The 11,830-nt window shown below is 47.5% G+C and carries 13 protein-coding genes, 1 tRNA gene and 1 rRNA gene; 8 read left to right on the plus strand and 7 right to left on the minus strand.

Features of this window, described 5'->3' with window-relative positions; translation table 11 throughout:
* Positions 1 to 165 precede the first annotated feature (165 nt).
* The gene (locus KO537_RS14675; protein ID WP_219234743.1) at positions 166 to 2,067 is read right to left on the minus strand and encodes a sigma-54-dependent Fis family transcriptional regulator; all 1,902 of its coding nucleotides are present in this window, start codon (positions 2,065 to 2,067) and stop codon (positions 166 to 168) included.
* Positions 2,068 to 2,448: 381 nt separating this feature from the next.
* Here KO537_RS14675 and KO537_RS14680 point away from each other — a divergent pair, with 381 nt between their 5' ends.
* A complete protein-coding gene (locus KO537_RS14680) occupies positions 2,449 to 3,969 on the plus strand; it encodes an aldehyde dehydrogenase family protein (protein WP_173242651.1) in 1,521 nt (506 codons plus the stop codon).
* Positions 3,970 to 4,135: 166 nt separating this feature from the next.
* Here the strand turns inward: KO537_RS14680 and KO537_RS14685 are convergent, their stop codons facing one another.
* Both KO537_RS14685 and KO537_RS14690 read right to left on the minus strand, forming a co-directional pair.
* A complete protein-coding gene (locus KO537_RS14685) occupies positions 4,136 to 4,639 on the minus strand; it encodes a hypothetical protein (RefSeq protein WP_173242649.1) in 504 nt (167 codons plus the stop codon).
* Between the two features lie 80 nt (positions 4,640 to 4,719).
* Entirely contained in the window at positions 4,720 to 5,184 is a 465-nt protein-coding gene (locus tag KO537_RS14690; protein WP_219234744.1) for a DUF2809 domain-containing protein, read from the minus strand.
* Between the two features lie 217 nt (positions 5,185 to 5,401).
* On the opposite strand from KO537_RS14690, the gene KO537_RS14695 reads away from it, so the two are divergent.
* The 7 genes from KO537_RS14695 to KO537_RS14725 all read left to right on the plus strand — a co-directional run bounded on the left by KO537_RS14695 (position 5,402) and on the right by KO537_RS14725 (position 10,004).
* Entirely contained in the window at positions 5,402 to 5,989 is a 588-nt protein-coding gene (locus KO537_RS14695; protein ID WP_173242645.1) for a cytochrome b/b6 domain-containing protein, read from the plus strand.
* 53 nt (positions 5,990 to 6,042) lie between these two features.
* Positions 6,043 to 6,489: a DUF1924 domain-containing protein gene (locus KO537_RS14700; RefSeq protein WP_173242643.1), complete on the plus strand. Its 447-nt coding sequence runs from the start codon at positions 6,043 to 6,045 to the stop codon at positions 6,487 to 6,489.
* 102 nt (positions 6,490 to 6,591) lie between these two features.
* Positions 6,592 to 7,155: a diacylglycerol kinase gene (locus KO537_RS14705; RefSeq protein ID WP_173242641.1), complete on the plus strand. Its 564-nt coding sequence runs from the start codon at positions 6,592 to 6,594 to the stop codon at positions 7,153 to 7,155.
* Positions 7,148 to 7,414: a PepSY domain-containing protein gene (locus KO537_RS14710; RefSeq protein ID WP_173242639.1), complete on the plus strand. Its 267-nt coding sequence runs from the start codon at positions 7,148 to 7,150 to the stop codon at positions 7,412 to 7,414. Before KO537_RS14705 ends, KO537_RS14710 begins: the two co-directional genes overlap by 8 nt.
* Entirely contained in the window at positions 7,414 to 8,073 is a 660-nt protein-coding gene (locus tag KO537_RS14715) for a response regulator transcription factor (RefSeq protein ID WP_173242637.1), read from the plus strand. The genes KO537_RS14710 and KO537_RS14715 overlap by 1 nt, the downstream gene beginning before the upstream one ends.
* Before the next feature lie 5 nt (positions 8,074 to 8,078).
* Positions 8,079 to 9,395, plus strand: coding sequence for a sensor histidine kinase (locus KO537_RS14720; protein WP_219234745.1), 1,317 nt, complete (start codon positions 8,079 to 8,081; stop codon positions 9,393 to 9,395).
* A gap of 132 nt (positions 9,396 to 9,527) precedes the next feature.
* A complete protein-coding gene (locus tag KO537_RS14725) occupies positions 9,528 to 10,004 on the plus strand; it encodes a GNAT family N-acetyltransferase (protein ID WP_173242633.1) in 477 nt (158 codons plus the stop codon).
* A 97-nt stretch (positions 10,005 to 10,101) separates the two neighbouring features.
* On the opposite strand, the gene KO537_RS14730 is transcribed toward KO537_RS14725, so the two are convergent.
* The 4 genes from KO537_RS14730 to rrf all read right to left on the minus strand — a co-directional run.
* Entirely contained in the window at positions 10,102 to 10,311 is a 210-nt protein-coding gene (locus KO537_RS14730) for a hypothetical protein (RefSeq protein ID WP_105251048.1), read from the minus strand.
* Positions 10,312 to 10,722: 411 nt separating this feature from the next.
* On the minus strand, positions 10,723 to 11,235 hold the full coding sequence (locus tag KO537_RS14735; protein WP_063885021.1) for a DUF1993 domain-containing protein: 513 nt from the start codon (positions 11,233 to 11,235) through the stop codon (positions 10,723 to 10,725).
* 379 nt (positions 11,236 to 11,614) lie between these two features.
* A tRNA-Asp gene (locus tag KO537_RS14740) sits at positions 11,615 to 11,691 on the minus strand.
* Between the two features lie 36 nt (positions 11,692 to 11,727).
* Positions 11,728 to 11,830 (minus strand): 5S ribosomal RNA (gene rrf / locus KO537_RS14745); the annotation flags it as partial.

Genomic DNA, 11,830 nt, shown 5'->3' on the forward strand with positions numbered 1-11,830 from the left:
AGACATAAATTGGCAACAACAAAAAGTCACATTGTCAGATACTGAAGCTAGAGATTGTGGACTAAAACCTCTCGGTTTTAGTCTATTGCGAAGTGGATAAACGTGGGGTGATTAAGAGATATTTAGCGATTGATTGAGCTTCACAACAAGAGCCGTAAGCTAGCATTAATCCTTAAGCCCCATCTGTTTTAATCGCCGGTACAAGGCATTACGGCTGATCCCTAAACGCTTAGCGCATTGGCTCACATTGCCATTACAGGCCTGAAATGCCTGCAGCACATTGCTATAAATCGCCTCATTTAGGGAATCCGATTGAACCTTTGTGACATTCGGCTCCACAGCGAACTTACCACTTTGCAGCTGTGATGCTGAATGTTGACGGCTTACCTCCTTAAATTCTTCAAATAAGGGGGCTGCTTGTAACAGGCCTACTTTTAACGGCTCGCATGTGAGTTTGGCCGCCAGATAATCAGGTAAATGCTGCCAAGTTAAAGTGTCATCGCCTTCAGCCATCAAGCAAGCGACTTGCATGAGGTTATCCAGCTCACGCAAATTCCCCGGCCAGTCGTATTGCATCATTTGCCCTAACAGTTCTGGGCAGATATCCTGCGCGGCGATACGATGTTTACGATGCAATTTATGGATAATACGCTCGATATCCTGCCGCTCACGCAGCGCAGGTAAACGTACTTGCAGACCATTCAATCGATAGAATAAATCCTGCCGAAACAGCCCTTGAGTCACCTGTTGTTCTAAATCCATATGGGTTGCGGCAATGATTTGGATATCGACTTTAAAGCTTTGATTACTGCCAACGGGTACCACTTCGCGCTCTTGCAATACTCTGAGTAAACGACTCTGGGCCGCCAGCGGCATTTCACCAATTTCATCTAAAAACAAAAAACCGCCGTGGGCTTGGCGAATTTTGCCGATAAATCCAGTGCGGTTTGCCCCAGTAAAAGCGCCCGCCTGATAACCAAAGAGTTCAGATTCGACTAACTCGGCAGGCAATGCCGCGCAGTTCACTGCCACTAAAGGCTCGGTGCGACGCGCGCTCTGAGCGTGGAGCTTTTTAACAAACTGCTCTTTACCGACGCCAGTTTCACCAAGCACTAACAGCGGAATTTGCTTGGTGATCACCTTATTGGCATGTTGCCAAGCCCGTTCTAATTGAGGATCGCGAAACCGAACCCCCAATTGATTGAGCGATTTATTGCTAATCGCAACTCGACCCTTAGCACTGGGAATATTTAAGGATTGAGTCTGTAGATGCAAGGCTAAATGCTGATTAAAACCACCCGCACGGCTCCAATTATTGCCTAAGTACTGCTCGACGGTATCGCCCACCTTGGCATGATTAAGCAATTGTTTCGCCATGGGATTGCACCCCACAATGCGACCATCGCTATCGGCAATCACTATACCCTGCCAACCCGAATTCAACAGGTTTGGCTGCGCAGCTAAATCGATTCGATAATGGCTATCGGGCAGATGGCACAAAAGCGCGGTCTCGACCTGCTGCGCCAAACTGGACACTAACATTAGCGTCTGCTGAGTGTGCTTTTGCTGCTCGCTGGTGATATCAATCACCCCTAGCATCTCACCTTGGGGGGAAAATATCGGGCAAGCAGTGCAACTCATAAAACGATTCTGGCGAATAAAATGTTGCTCACCCACCACAGATACGGCTTGTTTGGCGGTAAGTGCCGTCCCTATCGCATTGGTACCCTTGTGCTGCTCAAGCCAATTCACCCCAATATCCAAAGCCACATCTGCCAGTTTTGTGGAGTAACGGCTCACACCCCAATGCCTAAGCACATAACCCTCGGCATCGGAGAGCAGGAGTCGGCTATTAGAATGCGCCATCAACTGATTGAACAAAGGCAAGGCATGGGATTGCACTAATGCTATGAGCATTTGATATTGCTCATGTTTCTGCTTTAGTCCGCAGGCATCGAGCCTAAGATCTTGGGGTAACTGAAATTCTGACAAGCCAGCGCCAATGCTGCGCTGCCACGAATCGGCCAACCACGCCTGTGTCGATGGTAAATGCGGTTTAACTGCCATAGCCGTGCTCCCCAGAGCTGTGTTCCGTTTCAGCACAATTGCTGTGTGCCACTCAATGACAAAGTAACCACAGGACACACTTCTCTCCCTGAGTGCCCATACTTATTCAAATCTGCAAAATTAGCTTTTCATCATACTGTTAGCACAACAAGTGTACAACTCCTGCCAGTTTGGCACTCTCCTTGCGATGCACCCTTGGTATGCAAGCCTCAGGTGTTGCATAAGAGAACACTAAGCCAATCAATAGGATTGGCTTAAAGCAAAACGAAAAATATTTAAAAAGGCATCCAGCAGAGATGCATCAACAAGACTCCCTTGCTGAAGCCAAGAGCGTAAAAATCGCCAACGCCCAGCATGCCATCCACAAGAAGGAATGATTCTATGATTTATGCTCAACCCGGAACCGCAGGCGCAATCGTTAACTTCAAAGAAAAATACGCCAACTTTATCGGCGGAAAATGGGTCGCCCCAGTCAATGGCAAATACTTCGACAATCGCTCCCCCGTGAATGGCCAAAACTTTTGCCAAATCCCGCGATCCGATGCACAAGATATTGAATTAGCATTAGATGCCGCTCACGCAGCGAAAGAAGCATGGGGTAAAACCTCAGTCACCGAGCGTTCAAACCTGTTACTGCGCATTGCCGATCGCGTCGAGCAAAATCTCGAATACTTAGCCGTTGCCGAAACCTGGGAAAACGGTAAAGCGGTGCGTGAAACCTTAAATGCCGACTTGCCCTTATTCGTCGATCACTTCCGCTACTTTGCGGGTTGTATCCGCGCACAGGAAGGCAGCGCTGCCGATATCGATGGCAACACAGTCAGTTATCACTTCCCAGAGCCTTTAGGCGTGGTCGGCCAGATCATTCCTTGGAACTTTCCACTCTTAATGGCCGCATGGAAAATCGCACCTGCGCTAGCGGCGGGTAACTGTGTGGTACTCAAGCCTGCGGAGCAGACGCCAGTCTCGATTCTGGTCTTGATCGAACTGATTGAAGACCTATTACCCGCGGGTATTCTTAACGTAGTCAACGGCTTTGGCGCCGAAGCTGGACAAGCTTTGGCCACCAGCAAACGCATCGCTAAATTGGCCTTTACGGGCTCCACCGAAATTGGCTATCACATTTTAAAATGCGCCGCCGAATCCTTAATTCCATCAACCGTTGAGCTTGGCGGTAAGTCGCCTAACGTGTTTTTTGCCGATGTGATGGACCATGAAGACGAGTATTTAAATAAGGCCGTCGAAGGCATGTTGCTGGCCTTCTTCAACCAAGGTGAAGTCTGTACTTGCCCATCTCGGGTGCTAGTCCAAGAATCGATTTTTGATCGCTTTATTGAAAAAGTGCTCGCCCGCGCGCAAACCATTAAGCAAGGCGATCCCTTAGATACCGACACTCAAGTTGGCGCTCAAGCCTCTAAAGAACAGTTCGATAAAATCTTAAGTTACTTAGCCATAGGTAAGGCTGAAGGTGCAGAAGTGCTACTGGGCGGCACACTTTGCCAACTCGATGGCGGCCAAAGCGAAGGTTATTACATCAGCCCGACGATTATGAAAGGCCACAATAAGATGCGTATCTTCCAAGAAGAGATCTTCGGCCCCGTCATTTCGGTCACCACTTTTAAAGATGAAGCCGAAGCCTTAGCGATCGCGAACGATACTGAGTACGGCCTAGGTGCTGGCGTGTGGACACGTGATATGAACACGGCTCAACGTATGGGGCGTGGCATTCAAGCTGGTCGAGTGTGGATTAACTGTTACCACGCCTATCCTGCCCATGCCGCCTTTGGTGGTTACAAAAAATCCGGCATTGGCCGCGAAACCCATAAGATGATGCTCAACCACTATCAAAATACCAAGAATCTCTTGGTAAGTTACGATGTGAATCCTTTAGGTTTCTTCTAAGGTTTTGGGGCTCAAACAAGCTGATGTGAGGAAGCTTTTATTTAGGTTTTTAAACGTCTTTGCAAGCAAGCTTATAACACTTTCCGCATGAGTAATCGATACAAGTGATAAACATGAAAGGGCGAATAGCCCTTTCTTTTTTAACTGAATTTAATTCAAACCTCACTCAGTTTATATTATCAATCCGCGCTAAACGCTGGGCTAATTCAGCAAGAGAGGAGGCTGTTTGTGGATCGCTTTGGGGATCGACAACTTCAACCAGTTTAAGTTTTGGCTGAAAAGGTAACCAAGAACTGCCCGTTGTCATCACTAAATCCAGCACAAACTGACCGTAATAGTGCAACCTCAGTCGGTTATCTGTCATAGGCCAATGGGCATAAAGCAGAAAAGAATCGTACATTTGCGCCAAAGAGGTTGTCGCAATGAGCTTAAACCCTTCATCAAGCAGACTAAACTCGGTCGATTCTTCGAAGGGACAATCGAAAGAAGTGATGACCAAATACCCCAAGGTTTTATTGGATAAAACGCAGCGATATTGGCCTTCAATCACTAAGCCAGCAATAAAGGTATGAGTAGGTTGACCATTGAAATACAGAGGCATTTTCAGTGGATTAGGCTCAAACCCATCGGCATGCTCTGTTAGCAGTGAAAACCCCGTTATCGGCTGCATCCCTTACCCCACTTATCTCGCCTACCTATCTCGCCTACCCGCGAACACACACATCACGCGGCTCTTGCAAATTCAAATCACTAGAACTGACGGCTTTTCCAATAACAGCCCAGTAAGATCAAATAACCGACAAAATACGCCACGAGATCAAGTGGATCAAAATGGCTGCCTATCACTATTCGCGCCAAGCGATTTCCGCCCAAGCCTAGCTTGTCGACTAAACCCCAATACTGACCAAACTCGATAGCAAAGGCAAACAGCAATACCGAAAACGCCAACCAAGGAGTTTGAAAAAAACGCTTCATGCCCTCGCCTGTGTTTTGTGCTAGGGACTTTTCTGCTGGGCTGTCAACCGGAACGACAGCCCGCACCATACAAAACAGTAAGATCACTACTAGTACATCGCCCACAAAACCACGAATAAAACCCGCAGGTGCATATAAAGCGATTAAGACTTCAGTCAAAAATAATAAAACGGCATAAATACAAAAGGATTTACGACTCGGATTGCGGCTGATAAAAGCGCGAATAACGGCGGTAGACATAAATAAGTTAATCCCTTCACTCGATTGAGGTGGCAGAATCTACCGTAATACCAATAGGTTAACAAGTGAGTTTTCGTTGACATTTAAGGCTCACCACCCGAGCAACCGCGCCACTCAAGCCTATCAATTCGAATAAATGTTCGCGCCTCAAAATTTAAGCGAGGTTTAAGTTTGGGTTAAGTAGCCTACACCTAAACCCACTTAGGAGCGTCACATCATGTCATCAAACACACTGCAAACCATCAAAGTCTGGGACCTGTTGATCCGCATATTCCATTGGTCACTCGTCGGCTTTTTTGCCTTAGCCTACCTCACTGAAGGCGAAGACGAGTGGATGACCATCCACAGTTACGCAGGTTATAGCATCTTAATTTTACTGGTGTTTCGCCTGCTCTGGGGCGTGATGGGTACCCACAATGCGCGCTTTAGCAACTTTATCACTCGCCCTAAAGAAGTGCTGGTGTACCTCAAAGGACTCGTCACGGGCAAAGCCAAAGACTACATAGGCCATAACCCCGCTGGGGCAATGATGATAGTGGCCTTGATTGCCAGCATAGCCATCGCGGGATTCTCAGGCATGGCGCTGTACGCCACCGACGGACACGGCCCATTAGCTACGAGCTTTTTCGCCACTTGGCCCGAAGGCGCCATAAAAGAAGTCCATGAATTCTTTGCCAACTTCACAGTGTTCCTTGTGGTCATCCACGTTGGCGGCGTCATCGTCAGCAGCCTGTTGCACAAAGAAAACTTAGTCAGAGCCATGGTCACGGGCAAGAAACAACGCCCTGTGGGACAAGAAGATTAATCCCTTAGCCATTTTGCTTAGCAATAAGATATCCAGCCCAAAAGGAATGCCCTATGAACAGATTAACCAGACACACGAATAAAAGTCGCCTTGCCATTGTCGCAATTTCAACCTTGCTGCTGACTAGCCTCAGCGTTAGCGCCGTCAACAGTAAAGTGCAAAGCCTGCCACTTAGCGCCGAGCGCATTGGCACGCAACTGCAAAGCTATCAAGCCCAAGGCGCAGGGCCCTTTACCGCCGCCGCAGGACAAAAGCTTTGGCTACAGGACATGGACGGCCGAAGCTGCGCCAGTTGCCATACCGCCAAAGTCACCGACATGGGCATGCACCACAATACCCGTAAACCCATTGACCCTATGGCGCCATCGATTACCGCAGATCGGTTAACCGACTCAGCCAAAATTGAGAAATGGTTTAGCCGTAACTGTAACTGGACCTTTAAACGCGACTGCACGCCGCAGGAAAAAGGCGATGCCTTACTTTGGTTAAGCCTGCAATAACCGCCAAATGTCGACCATATTACTCATTCAATAACTCATTTAATTAGATCGATTAATTTCAATACCTTCCACAGAAGGTAACGACACAAAAAGGAAGATGTCATGACTCAACAAGCACACCCTATTAGCTGGATCTTAGGTTCATCACTCACAGCCGCGGCATTGGCCATTGGCGTTATCGGTGTCAGCCTAACCTTAACTGGCACAGGCTATGCGGACGATGGCCGCGAGCTCAGCCGCGCCGTTCCACAGAATGCGGAATACACGGCAGAATGTGGTAGCTGCCACATGGCTTATCCAGCCAATTTACTCCCCGCCAACAAGTGGCGCGCCATTACCGCAAATCTTGATAATCACTTTGGTGACAACGCCAGCCTAGATACTCAAGTCACTGCTAGAATTGAGGAATATCTGGTTCAACATGCAGCGCAAAATGGTAAGGTGATGAAAAACAGCACGCCGCTGCTCGTAGGTTCTGGGCCGCAGAAGATCACAGAACAGGCATTTTTTATTGGCAAACACGATGAGATCCCCAGACGTATGGTGCAAGATAACCCCAAAGTCGGCTCATTCAGTCAATGCAGCAATTGTCACAACCTCGCAGAGAAGGGCATATTCGATGAAGATACCGTTAATATTCCTGGTTTTGGCCGCTGGGATGATTAGCAGTCCAAGCACTGATGCCCACGACGATGATCTTTCCAGCAAGGTGGTCGAGTGGGTTAAGGAGGGCAAAGTTTTGCCCTTCGACACCATAATGCAACGCTATGAATCACGGCTAAAGGGACGGTTGCTCGATCTCGAAGTCGAGCAAAAACATGGAAGGATCATCTACGAGCTCGAAATCCTTCGTGACGATGGCATAGTGTATGAAATCAAGATTGACGCCAAAACCGGCGAGTGGCTAAAGGAAAAGGTCGACTGATGCGCTTGCTATTGATTGAAGATGATACCGATCTGGTCGCGCGCCTCATTCCCGCCCTTAACAAGGCGGGTTATACCGTCGAGCACGCCGATAACGGTATTGATGGCGCCTTTTTAGGCGAAGAAGAAAACTTCGAAGCCGTGATCCTCGATCTCGGTTTACCCGGCAAACCCGGTCTACAAGTCCTCGGCCAATGGCGACAAAAAGGCTTAGCCATGCCAGTGCTGATCCTCACCGCCCGCGATGCTTGGCACGAGCGAGTCGATGGCCTCAAGGCGGGTGCCGATGATTACCTCGGCAAGCCTTTTCACATTGAAGAACTACTCGCAAGGCTCGAAGTGTTGATCCGCCGCCACTTTGGCCGTGCCGACAATATGTTGCAGCATGCAGGCGTCTCCCTCGATGTCGACAAACAAGCCGTCACCAATGTTGATGGTGAAGTGATAGAACTGACTAAGCTTGAATATCGTCTGCTGCATTACTTAATGGTCAATCCCAGCAAGATCGTCTCTAAGTCAGAGCTCAGTGAACGCATTTACGAAGAAGATCAAATCAAAGACAGCAATGTCATCGAAGTGTACGTCAACCGCCTGCGCCAGCGCTTAGGCAAGGATTATATCGAAACCCGCCGCGGCCAAGGTTATCGACTCAAGGAGTAAAAGGCGTGTATTCACTCAAGGGTTATCTGACGCGCAATCTGCTGATCACGCTCACCTTTGCCATGGTGTTGTTACTGTATTTTCTGTACCAAGGTATCCAAGTATTAACCCAAGACTTTGTCGCTTCGCGTCTACAACACGATGCCGACAGCCTGATCTCCGCCCTGAATCATAATCCCGATGGCACATGGGCGCTCACCACCGACCGTTTACCCAATGTGTACCACAGGGTTAATTCTGGGCATTATTTTGCGATTCAAATCGGCGAGCAAACTCTGCGCTCACGCTCCCTATTCGACCATAACGTAAACATGCTTAAGCTGACCGCTGGTGAACAACGCCAAGCCACTGAGTTTATCGGCAAAGAACATTGGCTGATGTTCAGTCAGGCCGTTATCAAAGATGACCAATTAGTTACTTTGTGGGTGACAGAAGACATCAGCGAGCTCGAACAAACCCAAGTGCAATTTTTAGCCTTTGCCAGCGCAGCCGTGTTGCTCACGATTGTTATTCTATTAATGGCGCAGTATCAGCTACTGAAACGCGGCTTTAAACCCTTAGAGCAGATGCCAGAAGCTATACGGCAAATGCGCACCCAAGGGCAAGAAATCAATCCTGACCAAGTGCCAAGCGAGATAGTCCCACTGATCGAAGAGATAGATCGTTTAGTCAATCAATTGGGCCAGCGAGTACAACGCTCCCGTAATGCCTTGGGTAACTTAGCCCACGAAATGAAACGTCCGTTACAAGGGCTGCAGTCCTACCTAGAAAGCCTTCCACCAGAACAGCGGAGTGAGGGCAGCAAGGTGCTCGCAAACCTGCACCACATCATCGAGAGAGAGCTTAAGCGCACTAAGATTGTCGGCCTGTCCACTCCAGGGCGTTATACCGTGCTCGATGACGATCTTGCGCCGCTAATCAAAGTAATGCAGCGTATTTACCCAGACCGCATTATTCATAGCCATTACGCGAGCGGCTTAGTGATGCCGTTTGATCGGGATGACTTACTCGAACTCTTAGGCAACTTGCTGGATAATGCCTGCAAGCATAGCCGCAAGAACATTGAGATCCGTATAGTGCATCAAACGGCTCCCACCGCAGGTTATGGGATCATAGTCAGCGATGATGGCGAAGGCGTCTCCGATGCCGCGCTGTCCGTTATCATTGAGCGCGGCATTCGGCTAGATGAAAGCATCCAGGGCCATGGTTTAGGATTATCTATCTGCAAAGATATCGTCGACAGTTATCAAGGCGAACTCGGTTTTAGCCATGCGAAACAAGGCGGACTTAAAGCCAGCATATTTCTGCCGCTCCCGAGTTAAGCGGTATACTCAGCCAAACCGTGCTTAATTAATCCTGCCGCCAAATCATTCAGACCAGCGAACGGACTTAATTATTCGTGCCACTATGTCGCACCATTAAGCCCTTTGCATAACACAAGTCCAGAGATTTATATGAAAGTTATCGACCTAAAATCTGCCCCGCAACACATTCCACAATTGGCGGAGTGGCATCATCAAGCATGGGCACATTTGAGTTCTGCGGATACATCAGTCACCACGCTGATTGAGGAAATGCACGATTATTTAACTGACGCAGCTATTCCTAAGATGTTTATCTGCGAACAGGCAAATCAAGTAATGGGATCATCGTCATTAATCGCCGCCGATATGGACAGCCGAACCGACTTAAGTCCTTGGCTCGCCAATGTGTATGTGAATGCAAACCATCGAAATAAAGGATTAGGTAAGTTGCTCGTCAATGCCGTCATTGAGCATGCTAGAGCGATTCGTTTACAGAAAATCTATTTATTTACTGCAGATAAAGCCGATTTTTATCGAGCGCTGGGTTGGTCAATGATTTCACATGAAGATTATAAAGGCGAGATGGTCACGATTATGGAGTATGAATTAAGTCAGCAAAGTTGCTAAGTTAAGAGAGCAAGCCTCACGACGGGCGTCGTGAAGCTGTACATGCTGGCTAAATATCTAGATGTGATATCTAATACTTAGCGACAAGCCAAAGGCTTTAGTCAATTTCTATATCCACGCCGAAACGATTGGATAATTGGCGTTGCTCGTGCAGAATTTCAATTCGGCGGCGAGTGTCTTGGGTTAACTTGTCTTTGAGGCGCAAACCACTAGTAATGGCGGCTTTTTTTGCTTTCTTGCTCTTCATCGGTAAATCAGTTGTCGTTGCATCAGTTGGACTCTCGACGGCTTGAGATTCGATAGACATAGCTAACTCCTTTAATTAGAACCTTAAATAGGCTCTTCCAGTAAATCCCTGCTCAAAACGAACAAACAGGTCATCTTTATAATGAGTCAATTCGCCATTCACTATTTAAGTAATAGATAATTTGGCGACTCATAAACTTACGGCCCATATCATTTACCTAAGCCAACAAAATTAAATCACATGCTAACAGGATAAAAATAATCGAGACGTAAGGTCGAAATGAAAAACTGAGTATTGATTGACTTCATCCGCGTAACAGAACCCTAACGAGTCCTAAATTTCCAGCGACAAAGCGGCATAACATAGGTAGAGAAAGAACAGGTAGTAATGCAGAAAGGTTGGTAAGCTCGAGCGGCAAAGCGCTGCTGCGCAACAATTAGGCTACGCAACAGTACTACATCTAGCCTAGATTTACGACTTATATGGCATAGCGCCGAGGTAATCTTTCTTGCCAATTTCAACACCGTTGTGGCGCAAAATCGCGTAGGCTGTTGTTACATGGAAGTAAATGTTCGGAATAGCGTGCTCAATGGCAAACTCATAACCTGTAAGATATTTTCCTTCCCATCGTGGTTGTGAGACATGGATCGTGGCCGCATTAGCAAAATCATCCGCTTTAAACGTCGCTAAATAATCCAAAACCGAGCTAATACGCGCTTGCAACTCAGCCAGCGTCGTCTCGCTATCATCATGCTTTGGTACTGTATCTAAGTTATCAGTCAAACGTGCTACGCCAATTTTGGCAGTATCGCAGGCAATTTGAACTTGGCGAATAAGATTGAATTGATCCGGCGCTAAACGTGAGTTTAATAGCACCGCCATATCAACTTTCTTGAGGTTTGCGAAGCATTCGCCTTTTTCAAGAATAACGCTTAAATTTTTCAGCATCTTGCTAAATTGTACAACCGTTAAATCATAAAGCATGGCATAGACCTCATTGATGGACGCTACAAAACTGCAGCACTTAAGACGATCTTGGGGCAAATTACTCAATTTCAATCATTCTTGGAATTTAAGTATCTGCTTAATAATAAATACTTCAATATAAACGATATTAAGTCAATTAGGACGAGAAAAAGATAGACGTTACCAGTAGGCATAGAGCGTCAGCTACAAGCCAAGAGATTAAAATTATCTCGGACTGATCCGAATAACAATAACGTACACTCGTAGGAATTGGGATGGCCAGCTATGACGATAACCACATACTTCGAGCCCAAAGCATGTGCGTCACTGACACGAATTATCCGCGACACCATAACGAAAAAAGCCTCATCTTTCGATGAGGCTTATCTCTTAATGTTGGCGGAGCGGACGGGACTCGAACCCGCGACCCCCGGCGTGACAGGCCGGTATTCTAACCAACTGAACTACCGCTCCTTTAGCTTAACGTCTACACGTTAACCTAAATTAGGCGCTTGGCGATGACCTACTCTCACATGGGGAGACCCCACACTACCATCGGCGCGTTTGCGTTTCACTTCTGAGTTCGGGATGGGATCAGGTGGTTCCACAAGGC

It is taken from the genome of Shewanella sp. NKUCC01_JLK (assembly GCF_019345615.1).
Taxonomy (GTDB): domain Bacteria; phylum Pseudomonadota; class Gammaproteobacteria; order Enterobacterales; family Shewanellaceae; genus Shewanella; species Shewanella oncorhynchi.